This is a genomic window from Thalassospira povalilytica (assembly GCF_002844235.1).
Classification (GTDB): Bacteria; Pseudomonadota; Alphaproteobacteria; order Rhodospirillales; family Thalassospiraceae; genus Thalassospira; species Thalassospira povalilytica.
Genome location: NZ_PGTS01000002.1, coordinates 554,587 through 576,756 on the forward strand (window position 1 = coordinate 554,587; position 22,170 = coordinate 576,756).

Sequence of the window (22,170 nt, forward strand, 5' to 3'; positions counted from 1 at the left end):
TTCCGGAATACAGCTTGCCTCTTGGGGCAAAACCTGTTGCCGCAATCAGTGTTAAAATGTCGCGACTTAGCTTACTATGTTTAAGTTAAGGGCACACAATCCGCGCATACAGCACATCGAGGAATGCGACCATTGACAGTACAGAAGTTATCAGTGTTTCTTTTACGCGATCCGGTACGATGCGCAACGTGGCTTCCAGCCTTTATTTTAGTAGCTGGTACATTATCCACCCTCGCAGCACTACCTTTCTTCAGATTTGGCGTATGGCGCGACAGTGAGCCTACCGTAATCACGGTGTTCGCTATTGGCGCGATGTCATGGAGTTGGGTCGGGTATCTGTTTTATCGAAAAGAAATAAAACAGATACCTCACGCAATTGCTGCCTGTTTATTCTTGGCATTGTGGTGCAGCCTGGCCAGTATTTTTTCTCCCTTTCCGTTACTTTCATTTCTGGGCAGCCCGCAGCTGGGTGAGGGACCCGCACTGTTCCTGTGCTGGTCAGGGTTAAGTTTGCTTGCATGGAAAACAGCTCGAAACAAGCTTGCTATGCGGTCAGCGTTGATAGCAGGCATTTTCATGGTGCTATACACTTCCGCAGCTTCGCATGTTGGCGAAGAGTACAGCTTCGAACTTTTCGGGTTTACTGATTTTGTTGGCGTTTTCGCAGTGTTGCTGCCGATCTTGGTCCATTGTCTCTGCCAACAATACGGTCTGAGCACAAAGATACGAATTGCCATTGTGATTGTCGGCTTTTCGATTGCGATGTTGATATCACTTGATGCCAACAGCAAAGGGGCCGTACTCGCGCTGACTTTCAGTTTTTTGGTGTGGGCTGGCAGTGCAATGCTTTTCGGAAAGGAATGGCCGGTACTCCAGCGAAGAGCAGTCTATTTGTCAATCGCCACCACCTTCGCCTTGCCGCTCACAGTCATGGCCATGCTTTATTTCGTCGGCCAGACCGTCGACATTTATCAGCAGGATAGTGCGCCTGATCTGCCCACGGGCCTGTATTCCATGATCTCTCGCGGCTTAATGTTGAATTTAAGTAGTCATGCATTCGACGATAACGGTGCCATATCATACCTGTTCGGCAACGGATTTGGTCATTCCCTGTTCTATATTCAGAACTATCTGAGTTTTTCCGGACAAAGCTTTCTCTACCCAAATTGGGATGTCTTTTATCGTGATTTTGTGCACACGCACTCAATCCCTTATGAAGTCCTGTTATCAGGTGGCATCGTTGCACTAACACTATACATCTCGGTGTTTGCATTGTGGATCCATCAAGCTGCACCCGAGCATAAAGCAATCGTCATAGCGACAGCACTGGGTTACCTGGCTGTGGTCTCAATCTGGTTCGAGTTTTCCACCGTGATCCCGCTCTTGGCCTTGGTTATGGGCGCTACACTTTCAAAGAAAAAAAACAACAGGCCCTTGAGGGGCTTTATAAAATCTCAGCGCATCGGTCTAATCCTTAGCCTTACTGTAATTGTTGCATTAAGCAGCAGTGCAGGGTGGCTGTACTGGCTGAATAAAGGCCTAGATCGCGAACGGTTCTTGGACTTGCCGGTGGAACAACTATCTATCCAAATCCCTGATGACGGCGCGCGCGGCAATATTTCTCTTCAACGTGCATTTTTAAATGGTTGCAGAGACTTGGCAGGCCACGACAACACGCAAAACGTATCTGAGCGGAAGATGGAGTGGTGTGAAAATTTAATCCGCCACGTATATAATCAAGTAAGCACGGAACCGACAAGCAGTCTGGTACTAGCGTATCTCGTTATCACTGCAGATTTTTCCAATTTACCTGCAGATGCACCAGCTCCATTTCAGGATCTCAAAAATCGGCTTGTTCAGAACTGGGGAAATGTCGCTGCGCAGCTGATAAACGTAGCCCCGCTTCGCATTGATACACTGATACCATACTTTTCTTATCTTTCAGATACCGATGCGGTTGGGATTTCCCGCCACCAAGGTGATCAGATTTTGGACGACTTTGCGCAGCGATATCCATCGAACCCGATTGTTTTGTGGTTCGATGGTCAGCGGAAAATAAATTCAACCAGTCGTCAGACGGTTCTTGAAGGTCTCTCAGACATGATTGATGCCATACAGAACTACAATTTGGAGCGCTATATCGCTTTATCGGATGATATTTTGGACAAACTCCATAACGCACGCGACAAAATCAGCGGCAAATGAGCCAAGCCTCCCTAAACCCACAATAACTTCGACATTTAATGTTGGCGCCAACACCACTGTGCAATTAAAGCTCATAACGAAGCTGGCTACCGTACTCCTTTAATTTGCATTTAAACAAATGCGCAAAAGAGATGTGGCCCAAATACCACACACGCCCCAAGATACTGTCAATATTGGCAAAATATTGGTGAATTTCGGTCAATTGTGTTTTTTTTCGGTTGCATCGATTGCCCGTATGCCTCATACGTCGAAGAAGGGAATAAAGATTTGCGACTCAGGAGGCCTACCGTGAATTCAAGGTTTGGTTGCGTTGTTATCGGCGCAATTTTTGCACTAACTTCGTTTCAAGCATCTGCCGTAACCTATGCAAGCGGCGAAAATGCTGCTGGCGCAACCGTTGTCACCCCAACAATCGGAAGAACGGTTGCATCATCAAATGTCAGCAACATTTCCACTCACCTTGATGCTCTGGTTGGCAATCTTGGCGGCGGCGGATTTGGCGGCGGCGGATTTGGCGGCGGTACGATTTCATCTGGTCTTGATGGCGGAGAAGACAAACAGAGCTTCTCTTTGTTCGACAGCAAGCTGCAAAACGGTTTGGCCGCTGGTGAAGACGAAAAAACTTACAGCATCTGGGCAAACGCCAACTATACCTATGTCGACAACGACAAAGCCGACACCCAGTTCGACGGTGATGTAAAAACTCTCAATATCGGTGCCGACAAGAGATTCACAGATAACTTCTTGGCTGGTCTCTCGGTTGGCTACTCGAAGACCGACATTGACACCACCTACAATAACGGTACCTACGAAGAAGATGCCTACACCTTGTCAGGTTACGCACTTTATGAATTTACCGACTACCTGAACTTGTCCGGCATGCTTGGCCGTGCATGGTCCAGCATCGATCAGGATCGCCAGAACGGTGCGACCACCTCGAACCTTGATGCTGATACGACCTTTGCCGCTACGACCCTGACCACCTCGAAGAAGTTCGACAAGGTTGGAGTGTCGGCTCACTTGGGTTACCTCTGGGCGGATCGCGACACCGATGGCTACATCGAAAGTAACGCCAACGTTGTCACAGCAACCTCAGCCAAGACTGACCAGGGCCGCATCGGTGGTGTAGCATCGTATGATTTCGCAGCCTCTTCTGTAATGTTTACACCGTTCGTAAGCGTCGATTACCTTCATGACTTCTCTGACGAAATCAACGAAGACGCCAACGCCTTTGACACCGGTTTGGGCCTGAAGGTCTCATCACAAGACGGCGTTCTGGAAGGATTTTTCCAGATCAAGACGCAGTTGGGCCGTGATGACTACAGCCAGACCAGCGGGACCGCCATGGTGCGCGTAAACTTCTAATCGATCCAGCCGGATTGTGACGATGAGATATATTTTCAAAAAGGCCAGACACATCTGTCTGGCCTTTTTGTGTTTTAGCACATTGCCTTCCTGCCAGTCACTAACCGCATCTGGCGCATATCGGAATGCAGACAGTCTGGCACTATCATCCCGTTGGGAAGGGCAATTTTTAGAAACACCACATTTTACGTTGAAATCCTACCTGGCTCCTCAGCGTAATGCCGATGGCCCTATGGTGATTTATATAGAGGGTGACGGGTATGCTTGGGTTAAGCAGAACTGGGCATCTCCAGATCCAACGCCACGCAAACCCTTTATGCTTGATGTCGCCCTGCAAGATAGATTTTATAACGCAGCATATTTGGCAAGACCCTGTCAGTACGTAATAGAGGCAGGCCTTGGCGTAAACTGCCGTACGGCATTGTGGACCGATGCCCGCTTTCATCGTGTCGTTGTAGCCGATATGAACAACGCCATCGATAAACTGCTCGCACAGCGCAGTCACCGCGGCCTCATTCTTGTAGGTGGTTCTGGAGGGGGGACGATAGCGATGCTCCTTGCCGCACAGCGAAGTGATATTTCGGCGATCATAACCCTGTCCGGGTTAATCAATCACCAGAGCTGGACCCGTTATCACGATATTTCCCCTCTCGGCCAATCGATGAATCCCGCAGCGTTGTATGCTAAGATTGCCCTAACCAAACAACTTCATCTACTTGCAAGCGAAGATGATGTTATCCCGCCTGAACTATCGAAATATGAACTAAAGAGATTAAGAGATCTATCACCAGCTACTGTTGACTGGCAGGAAGTCTCCGGATTAGATCACAATTGTTGTTGGAGCAATTACTGGGCAGAGCACTATCAGGATATAATCGGCAGACTTGCGTCAAGATGATTTGATGCACTTGGCGCCCCTATATCCCGATTATTTATGAGCAGAAGTCAATGCTGCTCAGACAGTGGATTTGCCGGTCACTTTCAATTCCTGAAACATCGACTAACATAACCCCCAAGAGATGATTTCCTAATATGTCGTTCAGCACGTCACGTATATATTCAATAATAAGTGCTATAGTAGTATCCTCTACTATTTTCCTATGGCCAATTGAATTTGGACCGAACAATTATGACGTTGGCATTAATGTATACATTTCCATTGCATCATTTATCATATTTTTACCATACATTTATCGTAATATTGACCCATTTCCGATTATCATATCTGCAATACTACTAACACAACACGTTCTATTTTCTCTATATAATGGAATAGATTACCGATCGACAATTATGATTGTGGTATTTATTTTGTATTTTGTGGCCGTGTACTACTCATTGCGATTTTGTTTGCAAGACAATTTTCATACTCTTCGATATGCGATACTTACAATGCTCATCGCACAATTATCTTTTCAAGTCTTGGACATATTGGACATCTACCATTTGTATGATTTCAATACCGTTCGGATGTATATATTTGGATCCATCGGAAGTACAGGGTTGTATGGCGAAGGATCACATGTTGCACTTTGTTTGGTGCCTCTGGTCTTCTTAAAAAACCGATATGGCCACCATCTGAATGCAATCAGTATACTAACATCAGTCTCGATAGCATTGGCTGTTTCTGCAACCGCCTTTATTGGTATTGTATTGCTGACAGTACTATTGATCGTAAAAGTTAACACTTGGCCGCGTCAGGTTGCAGCGCTCGGTTTGGTTGTCGGCTCCATATCTTTGGTCCTTGTCGGCTGGTACATATTTGGGCTGGAGTTCCTTTCACCTATCGCACGGCGCTTCTATGGTGTCTTCGAAGTTATGACAGGCACAATCGAACCCGGCGTCAACTTGTCTGCAATGGTGTATGCCAATGGTGTTCATATGGCATTGGCTGGCCTCATGGATATTGTGGGATCCGGCATTGGTAATTTCAGCATTTACTTTGACGGGGCTGTTGCAAGCTCTGCAATTGAGAGAATATCTCACGGACAGCTCAACAAAGATGACGGTAGCTGCGTCCTACTCAAGTTGATCGGCGAAACCGGTATATTTGGATTAGCGCTTGTTACCTACTTTGGTCTGAGCTGTCTGGCTATCATCAATAAATTTGGAAATTGCACGATCTCAGTAATTGCATGTTTTCTGGTGATGGCAGCGATCAGGAGTGCCGGATACTTCCATGGTCCCTTCGTCCTGTCATTCGCACTGGTTGGAGTTCTATGGCAAATGGGTGAAATATGGCCAAGAACATTTCTCAATCGAAGAACTCCCCTGATTTCCGTTCCAGAACTTCCAGATCCCCACCCGAACACAATACAAAACGGATAGAACAGGGCGGCATTTTGCGCATACACAATTCCAAAAAGGGAATACTTATGCGAATTCACGCCACGTATATTTACGTAACTGGTGTTTTTAACTTAAATTTTTAGGGAATCAATGAGGATTATTGTAACGGGTGGCGCCGGATTTATAGGTTCTGCTGTTTGCCGGCTCCTCATCAGAAAAGGCAATTGTAAGGTGTTGAATCTCGACAAACTTACTTACGCCGCAGACTTACGCTCGCTAAACAGCATCTCGGAAAATCCGAACTATTCATTCACAAAGGAAGATATTTGCAACGGCCCGCAGATCGCGAAATTATTTGAGACTTTCCAACCAACAGCGGTAATACATTTGGCAGCCGAGAGCCATGTAGATCGCTCAATTGATGGACCTGCGGAGTTTATGAAGACGAACATCTTCGGCACATTTAGCCTGCTCGAAGCTGCTCGTGCGTACTTTTACGGCCTGAATGCCGTCGAGCGATCACAATTTAGGTTCGTACACGTTTCTACAGACGAAGTCTTTGGCACACTTGGCAGCACAGACCTGTTTAAAGAGAACACACCATATGCACCGAATTCTCCGTATGCGGCCAGTAAGGCTAGTTCGGACCATTTGGTACGCGCATGGCACCATACCTATGAATTGCCGGTCATCATCTGCAATTGTACAAACAACTACGGACCATTCCAGTTCCCAGAAAAGCTTATCCCGCTAATGATCATAAATTCCCTGTTGGGAAAAAAACTGCCTATATACGGAACCGGCCAGAATGTAAGAGACTGGCTGCACGTTGAAGACCACGCCCTTGCTTTGTTTACCATTTTGGCCAAAGGCGTTGTCGGCGAAAGTTATAACATCGGCAGTCGTAATGAACGCTCCAATCTGGATGTCGCCCGAAGAATCTTTGGTTTAGTTCAAGACCGATTTCCGATATCAGGGTTTAGCAATTTTGAAGAGGCTTCAGAGTTTATTGCCGACCGCCCTGGTCACGACTGGCGCTACGCAATTGACCCAAGCAAACTTGCCAAAACTCTGGACTGGCAACCAGTATACGACTTTGAGACCGGTCTTATGAGCACTGTAAACTGGTATATCGAAAATCGAGACTGGTGGGAGCCAATCGTCGAAACAAAATATCCCGGCAATCGACTGGGCACGGGGAAGGGCGATGACTGAAACTTTGGTATTCGGAAGAAACGGCCAACTCGGTCAAAGCATGGCGGCTTGCAGCCACCACTACCCTGAGCTGCAACTAAAGTTTGCGAGTCGGAACGAATGCGATTTCACAGATCTCGATAGTATTCTTAGAATAATCGACAACGAAGAGCCTGATGCAATTGTCAACACTGCTGCTTATACTGCAGTCGACCTTGCAGAAACCAACAGTGATATAGCAAAACTCGTCAATTGCGAGGCTGTTCGAACCATCGCTCTAGCTGCAGCTAAACGTTCACTGCCAGTGGTCCATATCTCAACAGACTATGTTTTTGACGGGCAGGGGGCTTTTCCCTATCGGGAAACTGATAAGGTCGGGCCACTTGGCATATACGGACAAACAAAGTTAGCTGGAGAAATTGCTCTTAGCTCTGTCACCGACGCACACCTTATTTTCCGAACTGCATGGGGTTACAGCCCATATGGTGACAACTTCCTGAAAACAATCATGCGATTGCTAAGTACAAAAAACGAAATCGCAGTGGTTGATGACCAAACAGGCTGTCCAACATCTTTCCTCGATCTAGCTGCAGCCATTTTAAACATACTCCCAGCCATAACCCGTCCGGGATTTGACAAGTTTGGGACCTATCATTTGTGCTCCGATGCCCCAATGACCTGGTATCAGTTTTCCATGAAAATCCAAGCGGAAGCATCCAGAATATTGGGGGACAGTTGGTCTGGCACAGAGTGTAAAATCAAACCGGTTACCAGCGAGAGCTTTCAACAACCGGCCAGCCGTCCCGTGAATTCAGTGATGGCAACAGACAAATTCAAAGCATGTTTCGGGTTTGGTTTACCTGCATTTCGTCAGAGCCTGATCACAACGCTGACAAAACTTTCAGAAGGTCAAGATCATGCGTAAAGGCATCATCCTCGCTGGTGGAATAGGAAGCAGGCTATACCCATCAACCTTGGTTACGTCAAAGCAGCTGCAACCTGTCTATGACAAGCCTATGATCTATTATCCGCTGACAACGCTCATGCTCGCAGGGATACGGGAAATATTGATCATAAGCACGCCAAGAGATGTGCCACTATTTCGTGAGCTTTTGGGCGACGGCAACAAATGGGGTATCCGGCTGGAATATGCAGTCCAGCATTCGCCGAAAGGGCTGGCGGATGCATTTATTGTTGGCTCTGAATTTATTGGAAGTGATCCATGCTGCCTGATTTTAGGCGACAATATCTATTTCGGCCACGGTTTGACCGATTTGCTCACGAACGCCGCGCGACAATCAAGTGGTGCAACTGTGTTTGCCTATTTTGTACAAAATCCGGAGCGCTATGGGGTTGTAGAGTTTGACGGCGATGGTAAAGCGATCGATATAATTGAGAAGCCAACCAAGCCGCGGTCAAACTTTGCAGTCACCGGGTTGTATTTTTACGACCCCGAGGTGGTCGAGATCGCACGCTCTATTAAGCCGTCGGGAAGAGGGGAGCTTGAAATCACGGATGTGAACAAAGCATATCTAAAAAACGGCAATTTGGCTGTCCAGAAGTTAGGACGCGGATATGCGTGGCTTGATGCTGGCACACATGACACCATGCTCGACGCTGCCAACTTTGTTCGAACTATTGAGAGCCGTCAAAGTCTTAAAATTGCTTGCCCGGAAGAAATTGCTCTAAGGACCGGAATGATTACCGTTTCTAAATTTGAGAAACTTGCAAATGAATTCGGCGCAGGATCATACAAAGACTATCTGAATTTGGTGTTGCACACTTACGAACATGGGTGAGGTGTCATCAAAAATCCGGACACTGGCAATATGCAGCAAAACTCATCGGTTGCATGTCTTTATCTGAGAGAGTTACTGCGCCTTCAGAAATCCGCCACTCGATTTTAAGTGCGGGGTCATTCCAGGCGATAGATTTCTCTAACTCAGGAGCATATCGCGCTGAAACTTTGTAGTTCACTTCCGTGTTTTCTTCCAACGTTACAAACCCATGCGCAAAGCCTTTGGGAATGTATATCTGGTTCCACGCCTGCGCACTTATTTCTGCCGACACCCATCGCCCAAACGTTTCTGAATTTTTTCGGATATCGACGGCAACATCAAGGATTGTTCCCCTGACAACACGTACAAGTTTGGCTTGTGCAAACGGACTGCATTGATAATGCAGACCTCGGATGACGCCGACCGCTCTAGAAAGAGAGTGGTTATCCTGAACGAACTCTTCCTGTATTCCAATTTTTTCGTAGGTGGACTTGTTATAGATCTCAGAGAAGAACCCTCGATCATCATCAAATTTGGCAGGATAGAGAACTTTAACGTCTGGAATTTCAAGCGCCTTAATCTTCATCAACTTTCTCTTCAACAGGTAAACCAGTAACTACCAACTCTGTATTCCTAGTACATTTCTTGACGGCATTGAACAAGGCTGTCCGCTGGCAAGGGGTACCTCACTTAGTTCTATAATATATATTATGACAAATATTTATAAATAGCATTTATGGAGAAATATATAATCTCTTCAATTCACTGCATTCTATTATCTCACGCAATGCATTGAGTTTGATGCCTGCGCACAGATGCTCCCGCTGCTATGAACTGCGTTTGAATGAAATGCTGAACACACACCCGCTGTTGCGTTCGGGCTGTGTTAATTTCACTTTGGTGTCGTGACGTGCAGCAATTTCTTTGACGATCGACAGGCCAAGGCCGCAACCCTCTTCCTGACCGGATTCACTCATCCGATAGAACCGTTTGAAAACATCCTTGTGATGTTCAATCGGAATGCCCGGGCCATTGTCCTCGACGCTTAGCCGCACGAACCCCGGTTTTCGATCATTTTCAAGACGCACCGTCACCGCACTGCCATCCGGGCAATAGATCAGCGCGTTATGCACCAGGTTTTTAAGAAGTTCTTCAATCAGGGTTGCGTCACCCATAATCAATACCGGCTCTGTCAGGCCCTCGTACCCAAGATCAATGCCGTTTTCGATCGCAGCTGGAACCTTTGCACTGGTCACCGCACGTGTGATGGCACAGAGATCGATTTTTTCAAACGGACGTCCGGCCAGGCCTTCGGGTGCTGCACGCGCAGACGCCAATAACTGATTGGCCAGATGTGAGGTTTGTCGGGTTGAAGACGCGATGGTTTCCATGATTTGGCGCATTTTTTCCGGATCATCTTCCCGCTGGCCAAGTTCTGCCTGGGTTCGCAATGCCGCCAAGGGAGTCCGCAGCTGGTGGGCTGCATCCGCTGTAAAGCGCTGCATGGTCTTGAGGCTGTTTTCAAGGCGTCCGAACAGCTGATTGATCGCTCCTACAAGATGTCGCACTTCGGTCGGAACGTCATGCAAGATGGGTCGCAAATCGGTTGGCGAGCGACGGTTCAAGGCTTCTTCAAGCCGTGTTAGCGGCTTAAGACCCTGACCGATCCCGAACCAGACAATGATTGCGGCAAGCATGATCAGCACAATCTGACGTGCAGCAGCACTGGCCAGAATATCCTCGCTCAGACTGGTTCTGGTACCCATTGTTTCCGCCACAAGAACCTGAAAACGCGTTGCTTTTCGAACACTTGCAACATATCGCGACAATGCACCAATGCGCACCGGTTCACCATTATAGACCGCATCATAAAATACCGGTTCTTCGCGCAGCGGCAGCAAACGGTCCGGCACCGGGGGCAAGTCTTCGTATCCGGTGATGAATTCGCCCTGCCCGGTACTTACCTGATAAAATACCCGGTCTTCGGCCGCACTTGTCAGCATCTCAAGCGCGACATAGGGAACATCAACCTCGATCTTCCCGCCGATCATGACCACGCGATCTGCAATGGCCAATGCAGAACTTAAAAGTGCCCTGTCAAATGCCTGGTTTGTCGACCTAACAGCGTTGCTGCGCACTTCAAGCAACATCAATGAACTGATCACCAAAAGCGGTATCAGCAGCCAGATGACAAGCCTGCGTCTAAGAGATCCGTTACGCCATTTCATGTCTTTTTCAACAAATATCCAAGCCCGCGAACCGTCTGGATTTTGACGTCGGCTGTTTCGACACGCTTGCGCAGCCGGCTGATATAAAGTTCGACCGCATTTGCACTGATATCGTCTTCAAATCCGGCCAACTGGTCTGCAATTTGTTCCTTGCTCAGAACATGACCGACCCGCAACAGCAAGATTTCAAGGATATTGAGCTCGCGGCGTGGAATATCGACGTCATTGCCGTCAATCATGACGCGGCGGGCAACCGTATCGAAAGTCACTTGGCCGCATTTGATCTGGGTGTTGTGCGTACCCGCATGACGGCGCATCAGCGCCCTCACCCGTGCTTCAAGCTCGACAAGCTCAAACGGTTTGGCCAGATAATCGTCGGCGCCAAGATCAAGTCCCTTCACCCGGTCTTCGATATCGCCACGCGCCGTCAGGATCAAAACGGCACTTTCCGCCCCCCGATGACGCAACCGCCGCAGGATTTCAAGCCCGTCGAGCTTCGGAAGGTTGAGATCAAGCACCACAAGCCCGTATTCCTGCGTCCGCAGGATATCGTCGGCTTCCTCGCCATCGGCAATGATATCAACCGCATAACCCGATTGCCTTAAAGACTGTGCAATCCCGTCAGCCAGTGCGGCGTGATCTTCGACGACAAGGACTCTCATTGTTTGTGTTACTCTTCCCTGATAAACCGTTCTACGGCGTTGTTATGCTTTGCCGTTCTTGGTATTGGCTTTGATATGGCCGTTTATGTTGAAACGCTTTGCCCGTATCCAGCCAGTCGTCTCTGGCCGACCGTGACATAGAGTATCCGAAATGACCCTGGGCCGTACCATTATTCGTTTATGTGCCATCGTGGTTGCGATGCAAGCATCTTCTGCATTGGCGGAAGTCTTTACCTTTGCCCCGCTGCGAACATCCCAGATTTCCGACCCGGAACAGTCACTTTTATCACCCGATACCCCGTCCGCGGTTATTTACGGTTCTGCCGATATTGGCGCATTTTCCCCGGTCATCGAAGCGTTTCAGCAAGAAAACCCATATGTTGGTGTCGAATATCATCAGCTTCAAACCCTTGAAATGTATGACATGACACTGGCACAGCGTGCCAATGACGAACCAAATGCCGATCTGATCATCAGTTCGTCCATGGACTTGCAGATGAAACTGGCCAATGACGGCTATGCCATTTCACATCAAAGCAGCCAGACGCGCGCCTTGCCACATTGGGCGCGCTGGCGCAACGAAGCCTTTGCCGTAACGCAGGAACCCGCCGTCATTGCCTACAACCGGGCATTTTTTCGCGAACACAATCTTGAACCGCCCAGAACCCGCGATGCCTTCATCGAACTCCTGACCAAACATGATGATCTGTTCAGTGAGAAGGTTACCACCTATGACATTGAACGAAGCGGGGTTGGTTTTCTGTTTCTGGCCCGCGATGAACGCTTCTTTCCGGGTATCTGGGATTTCGTGCGCACACTTGGCCAGTCGAAGGTGAAGCTTTATTCCAACACGTCACCAATGCTGGAAAAAATCGCCGATGGGCAGGTGGTGCTTGGGTACAATCTTCTTGGCTCCTATGCTGAGACGTTCAGCCATCGCAACCCGAACCTTGGCGTTATCCTGCCCGACGACTTTATTGTCGTGTATTCGCGGATTGCCATCATTCCGCGCGACGCACAGAACCCCGACCTTGGTGCCCGTTTCCTCGACTTCATGTTATCGATCAAGGGCCAAAGCGTTCTGCAAAGCGAGGGCAATTTCAACCCGGTCCGCGCCGATGTCCCGCAAAGCCCGTTCTCGTCGCTGATTTTTGACCGTTACGGCGAACGGGTACGTTCTTTTCCAGTCGGTCCGGGTCTTCTGGTCTATCTTGATCAGGCCAAGCGCCAGCGCTTTATTCGCCGTTGGCAGGATTCCTTGCTAAACCGTCGCTAAGGCACCCTGCCCGGCATTCATTCCGTCATCAGGCCTTGTTGCATTCCGTTTTTGCACCTTCGGGAACCGGTCGGCGTTCAGGCCCCGTATAGCTCCAGATCATGCGACGCGGGATCGGGCCCTTGTTGCGGCCACCCTGACTGGTCTGCTCCCAGGCATGGGCAAGGATACCGACAGAACGGGACAGGCAAAACAAACCGCGCGCCAATTCCGGTGCAAAGCCGAGTTCGGCATAGATCACCGCTGTGGCACCATCGATATTCATCGGAATGCGTTTGCCTTTGCGTTTGAGCAATTCATCCTCGATACCGCTTGCGATCCGTCCAAACCGGCCTGAAACATGCCCGTCCTCAGCGGCGACCTTGACCAGTTCAAGCAGCCGGGGCGCCCGCGGATCAACCGGATGGAACCGGTGACCGAAACCCGGAACATGTTTGCCATGTTCTGCAATCTGATGATCCAGTCCGTCAGACACCGCTTCCTCAAACACCACACCGCGATCGATGCGGTTTGCGATATCATGATAAAGGCTGACGGCCTGCTCGCCCGCACCGCCATGAACATCGCCCAGAACGTTCACGGCACTTGCCATGGCATTGTTAAGCCCGACCCCGCATGTCGCAGCCATCCGGGCAATGGCAATGCTTGGCGCTTGCGGGCCATGATCAACGGCGGAAACCAGGGCTGCTTCGAGTAATCGCGCCTGACCAGTTGTCGGCAGTTCGCCGCGCGTCATCAGCCAGATCATCGTCGGGAAACTGACATTTCCGATAAGTTCTTCGATTGCATAGCCGCCGTAATGGATTTTTCCGGGCTCCATATCGATGATACCGGTATGCCACCAGTCGCGAACTTCCTGTTCGATTTCGGTTGCTGTCTTCTCGCTCATAATACGCCCTCATTGGCCAATGTTGAAATTTCGTCCGCCGACAGACCAAGCCCGGTCAGAATATCGGTATTGTCCTGACCAAGTTCCGGGGGCGGCATATCGACCGACGGCGCATCCCCGTCCATCTTGATCCCGGTCTTGAGAATGCGGATATCGCGCCCGGCTCCCGGGACATTTTCAAAGGACGCCAACATTCCCCGATCGGCAATTTGTGGCAGTGCCAGCACCTGCGGAACGGTCAGAACCGCACCGGCCGGCACCCCAACCGCGTTGAAACGTTCAACCCAATGATCCGTGGCATCCGTCCTCAGCACATTTTCAAGAAGACCGGTCAAGACTTCCCTGTTTTCAAGCCGTTCCTTGCGCGACGTAAAGCGGTCGTCACCAATCAGCTCTTCCAGCCCAAGCACACCGCATAATGCCTCGAACTGTTCCTGTTTGTTTGCAGCGATATTGATTTGGCCGTCTGCGGTGCGGAACGTTCCCGATGGCGACGATGTGAAATTGTCATTGCCATTGGCGGTCGGTTCCTTGCCCGCAACCAGATAGTTTGAAACCACCCAGCCCATGGTCGCAATGACAGATTCCAGCATCGAGATATCGATAAAGCAGCCCTTGCCGTCCTTGTTGCCAAGCGCACGTCCGGCCAGCGCCGAGCTGATCGCAAAAGCAGCCGTCATGCCGCCAATCGTATCCGCTACCGGATAACCAACGCGATAGGTACCCTTACCCTGCTCGCCGGTAATCGTCATGATGCCCGAAAGACCCTGAACAATCTGATCATAGGCCGGAAGCTTTTTCATCGGGCCGGTTTGCCCGAACCCGGAAATCGCGCAATAGACAAGCTTCGGGTTCACCTGTGACAGGATGTCATACCCAAGCCCGAGACGGTCCATGACGCCCGGGCGAAAATTCTCGACCAGCACATCGGCGCGTTCGACCAGTTTCTTGAGAATCTCTTTGCCGCGCGGATCCTTGAGATTAAGGGTGATCGACTTCTTTCCGGCATTTTGCGCCATGAACGAGACGCCCATAAGTTTTTCATTCAGGGCCATGTCCGCACCCAGCTGCCGCGCAAGATCCCCGCGCCCCGGTGCTTCGACCTTGATCACGTCCGCGCCAAGATGGGCAAGCTGATGACAACAAAACGGCCCGGCCAGAACATTGGTAAGGTCCAGCACCGTGATACCGGAAAGCGATTTTGATCCGTTCATGGAATTTCCTTAAATTCTGTCTAGTAGAATTATGTTCTATTATATAGAATTTTGGACCATCGCGAAATCCAAACAGCACGTCATTGCCGATCACCCGCCTGGAACAGGACGATTTTCCATGTCAGACCAAAACGTTACCGCCGTTGAACGCGCCCTTAAAATTCTGGATGTCTTTACCGATCAGGACGGCGACTTGTCGCTTAAGGAACTGGCTGAACGCACCGGAATGTATAAAAGCACCCTGTCGCGACTGGCGGGTACACTGGAGTCCCACGGGTTTCTGATGTTGTCGGGACGTGGTCGCTATCGGTTGGGTCCGGCCTTGTGGCGACTGGGTTCGATCTATCGGCGCTCTTATCGCATGGATGACGTGGTGCGCCCCCATCTGTCGGCACTGGTCAAAGAAAGCGGGGAAACGGCCTCGTTTTACGTTCCGGAAGGATCAAGTCGTCTTTGTCTGTTTCGTGAAAACTCGTCGCGCAGTTTGCGCCACCATCTTGAAGAAGGTGCTCTTTTGCCCTGCGATCGTGGGGCGGCCGGTCATGTTATCCGTGCCTGGGGCGATGGTGTCGATGATCGCGCCATCGAGGTGCTTGATGACAGGTTTGCCGAAAGCGAAGGCGAACGTGACCCGGACATATCGGCGATCGCGGTGCCCGTTCTGGCCCGTCAGGGGCATCTTTTGGGTGCCTTGGCACTATCCGGCCCAAGCAGCCGCTTCACACGCGAGAAACGCCATAACATTCTGCAAACATTGCAAAACCATGCCACAGAATGTGGCGACCGACTGTCTGGCTGACCGCGTATTTCCACCCACCTTTTCCATTGCCGCAAAAATGATGTGAAAAATTTTCACGCAATTATCCGCAATGACAGGTTGATGACAGGTTCTACTGCTAACGTCCTCCAACTGCCGATCCGGGTGCGTCTTGAACGTGCCTGGAACAAACAAAAAGAATATCGGCAAGGGAGGTCATTTTTAGCGGTCGTATGCTGATGGGGAAACTGTATCGGCATTGCGACATCAAACATCTTCCTTGTCGAAGTTTTGTTCCTTTCGATCGGTCGACCGCCAAACGGGTGGTCTGGGAAAATGCTTTAGTGTCTGGAGGAGACCCTGATGAATAAGCTGACGATGTTCTCGCGTCGCGGATTTATTGCCGCAGCAACCGCTGTTGCTGTTTCGACTGCTGCATTTGGCGCCATGGATGCCAAAGCCGCAGAAATCAATGAAATTCACTTCGTCATTCCAGGTGGCGCTGGCGGCGGCTGGGACGGTACGGCACGTGGTACCGGTGAAGCCCTGACCAAATCCGGTCTGGTTGGTACCGCATCCTACGAAAACATGTCTGGCGGCGGCGGCGGTAAAGCCATTGCCTACATGATCGAAGCGGCTGACCGTCTTGACAACACCCTTATGGTCAACTCCACCCCGATCATCGTTCGTTCGCTGACCGGTGTGTTCCCGCAGTCCTTCCGTGACCTGACCCCGATTGCTGCTGTTGTTGCTGAATATGCTGCATTCGCAGTTCCGGCAGACAGCAAATTCCAGTCCTTTACCGATGTAGTTGACGCGGTCAAAGCGGATCCGAACTCGGTCAAGTTCGGCGGCGGCTCGGTTCGTGGCGGTATGGACCACATTGTTGCTGCCTATGCTGTCCAGAAAGCTGGCGGCGATGCGAAACAGGTAAAATACATCCCCTACGATGCTGGCGGCAAAGCAATTGCTGGCCTTCTGTCGGGTGAAACCGAAGTTCTGTCGACCGGTCTTGGTGAACTGCTTGAACTGGCCAAAGCTGGCCAGATCCGCATCCTTGCCGTGACCTCGAAAGAACGCGTTGAAGCGGCTCCGGACGTAGCGTCGCTCGGTGAACTCGGCATTGATGCCGAATTCGTCAACTGGCGCGGCTATTTCGGCTCCCCGGCACTTTCGGCTGAAAAAGCGGATGCCTATGCAGCGGTCCTGAAAGACGTTCAGGCAACCCCGGAATGGGAAACCGTTCGCAAGCGCAATGGCTGGGAAAAAATCTACAAGCCGCGTGCTGAATTTTCCGCCTTCATGGAAAACCAGGAAAAGGTCGTTGGCGACCTGATGCGCGAACTCGGCTTCCTGAAATAAGCCACTAGAACACAAGTAAAAAGACCTCCGAAGGAAACCACGCCATGTCCATCAATCGCGACAAATTCGGCGCATTGCTATTCCTATGCCTTGCGCTGATTTATGGCTTTTATGTCGGTGATATCCCGCTGCTGTTTGGCGACGAGGATGCCCCGTTTAACGCCAGAACCCTCCCTAACGCACTTGCCTGGATCCTGGGCGTGGTTTCCTTTATCCAACTGATCCTGCCGGCCAACCAGGAGGCCGGCAACCTTGCGGATGCCTTCCGCGGCCTCAAATGGCGCCGCGTTGTCATCCTTGCGGGTCTGATGGTGTTTTACGGCCTGACGATCCGCCAGCTTGGCTTCCCGATTTCGACCTCCCTCTTCCTGATGGGTGGTTTCTATACCCTTGGCGAACGACGTCCCCTGGTTCTGGTTTTGACGGCTGTTCTTGTCACACTCGCATTCTGGGGCCTGCTTTATCTGATGGGTATTTACCTGACCCCTGGCGATTTCTTCTACTATCTCGGTTGGATGTCGAACGATGCTTGATGGAATTTTCGCCGGTCTTTCGACCGCTGTCATGCCGATCAACCTTTTGATGGTTGCTGTTGGCTGTTTCGCAGGCACCTTTATCGGGATGCTCCCCGGTCTTGGCCCGATTACCGCCATTGCGCTGATGATCCCGATCACCTACGGGTTTGATCCGTCGACCGGCCTGATTTTGATGGCTGGTGTGTATTATGGGGCGATTTTCGGTGGGTCGACCTCTTCTATTCTGATCAACGCACCGGGTGTTGCCGGCACGGTTGCAACCGCCTTTGACGGCTATCCGATGGCCCAGAAAGGCCAGGCTGGCAAGGCGCTGGCAATTGCGGCCTATGCGTCGTTCTCGGGTGGTACGATCGCTGCGATCTTCCTGCTGGTGGCGGCACCTGCCTTGGCCTCTGTTTCGCTGTCTTTCCAGTCTGGCGATTATTTCGCACTGATGGTTCTGGGTCTTACGGCCGTATCGGCCTTTGCCGGCAAGGGCCAGGTTCTCAAGGCCATCACCATGACGCTGTTTGGCATCATGCTGTCGACCATCGGCACCGATCCGGCAGCCGGTGTTGCACGCTTTACCTTTGGTAGCATGGACCTTATCGACGGTATCAGCTTCCTGTTGCTGGCGATGTCGACCTTTGCCCTGTCCGAGGCATTGCTGTCGATCCTGCGTCCGACCAAGGACACACGTAGCGACGAGGAAAAAGCACTTAAAAGCCTGGGCTCGATGAAGCTTTCCAAGGATGAAGTCAAAACCATGGTTCCGGTCATTGGCCGTTCGTCGATCCTTGGTTTCTTCACTGGTGTTCTTCCGGGTGCGGGTGCGACCATTGCCTCGTTCCTGGCCTATGGCATGGAACGCAACCTTGCTTCGGCCAAGGAAAAGCTTCAGTTCGGCAAAGGTTCGATCCGTGGTCTGGCGGCACCGGAAACTGCAAACAATGCCGCGTGTTCTGGTTCATTCGTACCGCTTCTGACCCTTGGTATCCCGGGGTCGGGTACGACGGCTGTCATGATGGGCGCGCTGATTTCCTATGGCGTTCAGCCCGGCCCGCGCCTGTTTGTTGAACAGCCTGCTGTGTTCTGGTCTGTCATCATTTCGATGTATATCGGGAATGTGGTGCTGCTGATCCTGAACCTGCCGCTGATCCCGTATATTTCCCGTCTGCTTGCCCTGCCCCAGCAGCTTCTGGTGCCGTTCGTTCTGTTCTTCTCGCTGGTCGGTGTTTACCTGGTGACCTTTAACACCATGGACATCCACATGATGGTGATTGCAGCGGCAATCGCGATCGGCCTGCGCTTGCTGAACTATCCGATGGCGCCGATGCTTCTTGGCTTCATTCTGGGCAAGATGATGGAAGAAAACCTGCGTCGTGCCCTGGCAATCAGTGACGGGTCGATCTCGTTCCTTTGGGAACGCCCGATTACGCTCGTCATTCTGCTGATCAGCATTCTGTTCCTGTCTGCTCCGCTGATCGGGAACCTTCGGGAATGGATGCGTAATCGCAAAACAGTTCCCAATGACGGTGAACTCTAAAAACCGACGTTAATCGGCGCGAAGGAAACTGGTGAATGCGTTTTATTGATAATCTGTCGATCGGCCCCAAGACCCTTTTGGTTCCGGTCTTCCTTATGATCGTCATCATCGCCATGGGGATTGCCACGGTCGCAACCCTTCAAAGCGAAAAAGCCACTCTCACCAGCCTTCGCGTCGAAGCCTATGAACGGCGATCCGATGCCCTGACGCTCAGCAGTGCGTTAAATGAGGCACACGGATCGCTGTTTCGTATTCTGACCTGGGATTCCAATGGCATTAATGCCGCTGTTGTCCCCGACCTGCGTGAAAAAGTCAGCAAGCTGTCCACAGAACTGGCACCACTTGCCGATCGTCTGGCCGCTGTTGGCGGTGACGAATTCCGCAGCAACTACGCAAAATACATGGAACAGGTTGACCAGTTCCTTGTCGAAAGCGAAATGAACATTTATGGCGCGCTGGAAGTCATCGCCCAGGCCGATGAAACATTCCAGGCCCTGCAAGCGCCGCTTAATGAAATTCTTGTGCAATCCCACGACATCGCGACAACGTCCTTTGCCGACGCAACATCGCAGGCAGAAGCCCTTCAGCAGGTCTTTGTTGTTGTTGCCATTGTTGTGGTCCTGATTGCCGGGTCGGTATCGATTTTTGTATCGCGCCGCATTTCACGGCCAATGACCGACCTTGCCCATTTGATCGAACAGATTTCCAATGGTGATCTGGATATCGAGGTCCGTGGCGTTCAGCGCCGTGATGAAATCGGCACTGTTGCCCGGTCTGTCACCGTCTTGCGCGACCAGTCACGCGAAGCCGAAAACCTGCGCAAGGAACGCGAACGCGTGCGCGGCCTTGAACGTCAGCGCCAGCAAAACCTGATCGAGGCGACCGAACATTTCCAGCGCACCGTACAAGAAGCCCTTTCCGGCTTTGACCGTGAATTCGGATCTCTGAACGGTTCGGCCAGCGATATGGAACAAATCGCCACCCATGCCAGCGCCCGTTCTGCCGATGCCAATCAACATTCCGAGCAGGTTCTCCATCACATCGAGGCGGTATCGCAAACGACTGCCAGCCTGTCCGAAGCCATCGCCGAAATCGGTCAGCAGGCCCAGAATTCAGCAACTGTCGCCGGACGCGCCCGCGAGGAAAGCGAACATTCACGTGCCCTGTTTGAACAGCTGACATCTGCCACCCAGCGCATTGGTGATATCGTCAGCCTGATCGAAGACATTGCCAGCCAGACCAACCTTCTGGCCCTGAATGCCACGATCGAAGCCGCACGTGCTGGCGATGCCGGCAAAGGCTTTGCCGTGGTTGCCGGCGAGGTCAAAAACCTTGCCTCGCAAACCGCGCGCGCGACCGAAGATATCGCAAGCCAGGTCGAAGAAATTCGCGGTCTGACCGACAATGTGGTCAATGCGCTTCATTCTGTTGCCGATGTGATTGGCGAAGTCGATCAATCGGCGGCGGCAATCGCGGCGGCTGTCGAAGAACAGCAGGCCTCCACAGCCGGCATTTCCGACAGCATCCAGGATGCCAATGGCGGCATGCGTACCGTTGCCGAAGCCGTCGGCGCGCTTGATAACGAAACCGCGCGGGTCCATAACGGCTCGGAAAATGTGACACGGGCGACCAACACCCTGAATACCGAAGCATCGCGCTTGCGTGATGCCATTGACGGCTTCCTCGAACAAATCGAAAAAAACAAGGCTGACGCGTAATGACCAAAACACAGGACGATCCATCACAAGACAGTTGGATCACACGATTTTCCAGTGTTTTGACACCGCGCTTTCTTAAAAAACTGGCCATTGGCCTTGGGATCGGACTTGTTGGCGGGCTCATCGCCCATTCCATCAATATGCCACTGGCATGGATGATGGGGCCGATGCTCGCAACCTTTGTTGCAAGCCTTCTGCGCGTGCCGATGGGCATTCCCATGCAGTTCCGGTCTGTGATTTTGGGCGTGATCGGGATTTTTCTTGGCGCTTCCTTTACGCCCGATACCTTTGATCAGGCGGCCCGCTGGCCCATCAGCATGATTGCTGTTTTGCTTTATGTCCCGGTGATTACCGTGATCATCACCTGGTTTTACAGCAAGGTCGCCCGTCTTGATCCGGCAACCGCCCTGTTTTCGGCAACACCGGGCGGACTGACCCCCATGGTGGTTCTCGGGGCTGCGGCCGGCGGGAATGAGCAGGAAATTGCACTGACACAAGGGTTGCGGGTGCTGCTTCTGGTGATGTCTGCCCCGCTGATTGTTTTGCTGATTACGGGTGTTGTCGCCAATGGACACGGCGACAGCGAAGCCATCCACATGAGCTTGGGCGAAGGCGCACTTACCGCGATTTGCGCCCTTGTCACCATCCTGATTTTCCGCAAAATCGGTGTGCCGGCCTCCTATATGACCGGCGCGATGGCAGCAAGCATGGTTCTGCATGTCACCGGCATCGTCGAAGGCAACCTGCCCGACTGGCTTCTTGCCGGCAGTCTGTTGATCCTTGGATCTGCCATCGGCAGCCGCTTTTCTGGTGTGAAGCTTGCTGTTCTGGGACGGCTGGCGATTTATTCGGTTCTGGCAACCTTGGTTGTGCTGGCCTTTACCGGCGGTGTTGCGTGGTTCGTGTCGCAATGGCTCGATCTTGACTTCATTGCGGTTCTGCTGGCCTTTGCGCCGGGTGGCGTGGCCGAGATGTCGCTGATTGCACTAGCCCTGAATGTCGAACCAAGCTTTGTTGCCTTTCACCATATCGTGCGGATTTTCGAAATCGTGCTTCTGGCACCAATCATGGCGAAATGGTTCGAACGCCATTTCAACCGCAAAAACGGCGCAATCAAATAAAAAAATTTTGATTTACAGTGCATTATGGAAGCTACCTGATGCACTTGATCA

At 51.3% G+C, this 22,170-nt stretch carries 19 protein-coding genes; 14 read left to right on the forward strand and 5 right to left on the reverse strand.

The window, feature by feature from the left end; translation table 11 throughout:
* Window positions 1–132 precede the first annotated feature (132 nt).
* The 7 genes from CU041_RS06850 to rfbA all read left to right on the forward strand — a co-directional run bounded on the left by CU041_RS06850 (window position 133) and on the right by rfbA (window position 8,852).
* Window positions 133–2,205 (forward strand): hypothetical protein, encoded by a 2,073-nt coding sequence (locus CU041_RS06850; RefSeq protein WP_170310162.1) that lies wholly within the window; start codon window positions 133–135, stop codon window positions 2,203–2,205.
* 288 nt (window positions 2,206–2,493) lie between these two features.
* On the forward strand, window positions 2,494–3,570 hold the full coding sequence (locus CU041_RS06855) for an autotransporter outer membrane beta-barrel domain-containing protein (protein WP_170310163.1): 1,077 nt from the start codon (window positions 2,494–2,496) through the stop codon (window positions 3,568–3,570).
* A gap of 22 nt (window positions 3,571–3,592) precedes the next feature.
* A complete protein-coding gene (locus tag CU041_RS06860; protein WP_170310164.1) occupies window positions 3,593–4,468 on the forward strand; it encodes an alpha/beta hydrolase in 876 nt (291 codons plus the stop codon).
* Between the two features lie 494 nt (window positions 4,469–4,962).
* Complete coding sequence (locus tag CU041_RS06865; RefSeq protein WP_170310165.1) at window positions 4,963–5,898, forward strand: hypothetical protein; 936 nt, start codon at window positions 4,963–4,965, stop codon at window positions 5,896–5,898.
* A 111-nt stretch (window positions 5,899–6,009) separates the two neighbouring features.
* Window positions 6,010–7,074, forward strand: a complete 1,065-nt coding sequence (gene rfbB, locus CU041_RS06870; RefSeq protein ID WP_101246251.1) for a dTDP-glucose 4,6-dehydratase — start codon at window positions 6,010–6,012, stop codon at window positions 7,072–7,074.
* On the forward strand, window positions 7,067–7,978 hold the full coding sequence (gene rfbD, locus CU041_RS06875) for a dTDP-4-dehydrorhamnose reductase (RefSeq protein WP_101246252.1): 912 nt from the start codon (window positions 7,067–7,069) through the stop codon (window positions 7,976–7,978). Before rfbB ends, rfbD begins: the two co-directional genes overlap by 8 nt.
* A complete protein-coding gene (rfbA, locus tag CU041_RS06880; protein ID WP_101246253.1) occupies window positions 7,971–8,852 on the forward strand; it encodes a glucose-1-phosphate thymidylyltransferase RfbA in 882 nt (293 codons plus the stop codon). Before rfbD ends, rfbA begins: the two co-directional genes overlap by 8 nt.
* A 7-nt stretch (window positions 8,853–8,859) precedes the next feature.
* On the opposite strand, the gene rfbC is transcribed toward rfbA, so the two are convergent.
* The 3 genes from rfbC to CU041_RS06895 form a co-directional block, all read right to left on the reverse strand.
* Window positions 8,860–9,417 (reverse strand): dTDP-4-dehydrorhamnose 3,5-epimerase, encoded by a 558-nt coding sequence (rfbC, locus tag CU041_RS06885; RefSeq protein ID WP_101246254.1) that lies wholly within the window; start codon window positions 9,415–9,417, stop codon window positions 8,860–8,862.
* A gap of 241 nt (window positions 9,418–9,658) precedes the next feature.
* Window positions 9,659–11,059 (reverse strand): sensor histidine kinase, encoded by a 1,401-nt coding sequence (locus CU041_RS06890; RefSeq protein WP_101246255.1) that lies wholly within the window; start codon window positions 11,057–11,059, stop codon window positions 9,659–9,661.
* The gene (locus CU041_RS06895) at window positions 11,056–11,721 is read right to left on the reverse strand and encodes a response regulator transcription factor (RefSeq protein ID WP_101246256.1); all 666 of its coding nucleotides are present in this window, start codon (window positions 11,719–11,721) and stop codon (window positions 11,056–11,058) included. The genes CU041_RS06890 and CU041_RS06895 overlap by 4 nt, the downstream gene beginning before the upstream one ends.
* A 151-nt stretch (window positions 11,722–11,872) precedes the next feature.
* Here CU041_RS06895 and CU041_RS06900 point away from each other — a divergent pair, with 151 nt between their 5' ends.
* Complete coding sequence (locus tag CU041_RS06900; protein ID WP_068519055.1) at window positions 11,873–12,997, forward strand: ABC transporter substrate-binding protein; 1,125 nt, start codon at window positions 11,873–11,875, stop codon at window positions 12,995–12,997.
* 28 nt (window positions 12,998–13,025) lie between these two features.
* Here the strand turns inward: CU041_RS06900 and CU041_RS06905 are convergent, their stop codons facing one another.
* Both CU041_RS06905 and CU041_RS06910 read right to left on the reverse strand, forming a co-directional pair.
* Entirely contained in the window at window positions 13,026–13,886 is an 861-nt protein-coding gene (locus CU041_RS06905) for a citryl-CoA lyase (RefSeq protein WP_101246257.1), read from the reverse strand.
* Window positions 13,883–15,100: a CaiB/BaiF CoA transferase family protein gene (locus CU041_RS06910; RefSeq protein ID WP_101246258.1), complete on the reverse strand. Its 1,218-nt coding sequence runs from the start codon at window positions 15,098–15,100 to the stop codon at window positions 13,883–13,885. Before CU041_RS06910 ends, CU041_RS06905 begins: the two co-directional genes overlap by 4 nt.
* A 118-nt stretch (window positions 15,101–15,218) precedes the next feature.
* Here CU041_RS06910 and CU041_RS06915 point away from each other — a divergent pair, with 118 nt between their 5' ends.
* From CU041_RS06915 to CU041_RS06940, 6 genes are all read left to right on the forward strand, one after another.
* Window positions 15,219–15,899 (forward strand): IclR family transcriptional regulator, encoded by a 681-nt coding sequence (locus CU041_RS06915; protein WP_101246457.1) that lies wholly within the window; start codon window positions 15,219–15,221, stop codon window positions 15,897–15,899.
* A gap of 321 nt (window positions 15,900–16,220) precedes the next feature.
* Window positions 16,221–17,219, forward strand: coding sequence for a tripartite tricarboxylate transporter substrate binding protein (locus tag CU041_RS06920; protein ID WP_068519052.1), 999 nt, complete (start codon window positions 16,221–16,223; stop codon window positions 17,217–17,219).
* A gap of 44 nt (window positions 17,220–17,263) precedes the next feature.
* Entirely contained in the window at window positions 17,264–17,752 is a 489-nt protein-coding gene (locus tag CU041_RS06925; protein ID WP_101246259.1) for a tripartite tricarboxylate transporter TctB family protein, read from the forward strand.
* Window positions 17,745–19,280 (forward strand): tripartite tricarboxylate transporter permease, encoded by a 1,536-nt coding sequence (locus CU041_RS06930; protein ID WP_068519050.1) that lies wholly within the window; start codon window positions 17,745–17,747, stop codon window positions 19,278–19,280. The genes CU041_RS06925 and CU041_RS06930 overlap by 8 nt, the downstream gene beginning before the upstream one ends.
* Window positions 19,281–19,315: 35 nt before the next feature.
* Window positions 19,316–20,998, forward strand: coding sequence for a methyl-accepting chemotaxis protein (locus CU041_RS06935; RefSeq protein ID WP_068519049.1), 1,683 nt, complete (start codon window positions 19,316–19,318; stop codon window positions 20,996–20,998).
* Window positions 20,998–22,119, forward strand: a complete 1,122-nt coding sequence (locus CU041_RS06940) for an AbrB family transcriptional regulator (RefSeq protein WP_101246260.1) — start codon at window positions 20,998–21,000, stop codon at window positions 22,117–22,119. The genes CU041_RS06935 and CU041_RS06940 overlap by 1 nt, the downstream gene beginning before the upstream one ends.
* The last annotated feature ends 51 nt before the right edge of the window (window positions 22,120–22,170 follow it).

Bases quoted from the DNA above. Each gene is read 5' to 3' on its own strand.
- CU041_RS06915 (WP_101246457.1), top strand. From the start codon at position 15,219: ATGTCAGACCAAAACGTTACCGCCGTTGAACGCGCCCTTAAAATTCTG.
- CU041_RS06905 (WP_101246257.1), bottom strand. From the start codon at position 13,886: ATGAGCGAGAAGACAGCAACCGAAATCGAACAGGAAGTTCGCGACTGG.
- CU041_RS06910 (WP_101246258.1), bottom strand. From the start codon at position 15,100: ATGAACGGATCAAAATCGCTTTCCGGTATCACGGTGCTGGACCTTACC.
- rfbD (WP_101246252.1), top strand. From the start codon at position 7,067: ATGACTGAAACTTTGGTATTCGGAAGAAACGGCCAACTCGGTCAAAGC.
- CU041_RS06900 (WP_068519055.1), top strand. From the start codon at position 11,873: ATGACCCTGGGCCGTACCATTATTCGTTTATGTGCCATCGTGGTTGCG.
- rfbB (WP_101246251.1), top strand. From the start codon at position 6,010: ATGAGGATTATTGTAACGGGTGGCGCCGGATTTATAGGTTCTGCTGTT.
- rfbA (WP_101246253.1), top strand. From the start codon at position 7,971: ATGCGTAAAGGCATCATCCTCGCTGGTGGAATAGGAAGCAGGCTATAC.
- CU041_RS06860 (WP_170310164.1), top strand. From the start codon at position 3,593: ATGAGATATATTTTCAAAAAGGCCAGACACATCTGTCTGGCCTTTTTG.
- CU041_RS06890 (WP_101246255.1), bottom strand. From the start codon at position 11,059: ATGAAATGGCGTAACGGATCTCTTAGACGCAGGCTTGTCATCTGGCTG.
- CU041_RS06940 (WP_101246260.1), top strand. From the start codon at position 20,998: ATGACCAAAACACAGGACGATCCATCACAAGACAGTTGGATCACACGA.
- CU041_RS06895 (WP_101246256.1), bottom strand. From the start codon at position 11,721: ATGAGAGTCCTTGTCGTCGAAGATCACGCCGCACTGGCTGACGGGATT.
- CU041_RS06920 (WP_068519052.1), top strand. From the start codon at position 16,221: ATGAATAAGCTGACGATGTTCTCGCGTCGCGGATTTATTGCCGCAGCA.
- CU041_RS06925 (WP_101246259.1), top strand. From the start codon at position 17,264: ATGTCCATCAATCGCGACAAATTCGGCGCATTGCTATTCCTATGCCTT.
- CU041_RS06930 (WP_068519050.1), top strand. From the start codon at position 17,745: ATGCTTGATGGAATTTTCGCCGGTCTTTCGACCGCTGTCATGCCGATC.
- CU041_RS06935 (WP_068519049.1), top strand. From the start codon at position 19,316: ATGCGTTTTATTGATAATCTGTCGATCGGCCCCAAGACCCTTTTGGTT.
- CU041_RS06865 (WP_170310165.1), top strand. From the start codon at position 4,963: ATGCTCATCGCACAATTATCTTTTCAAGTCTTGGACATATTGGACATC.
- rfbC (WP_101246254.1), bottom strand. From the start codon at position 9,417: ATGAAGATTAAGGCGCTTGAAATTCCAGACGTTAAAGTTCTCTATCCT.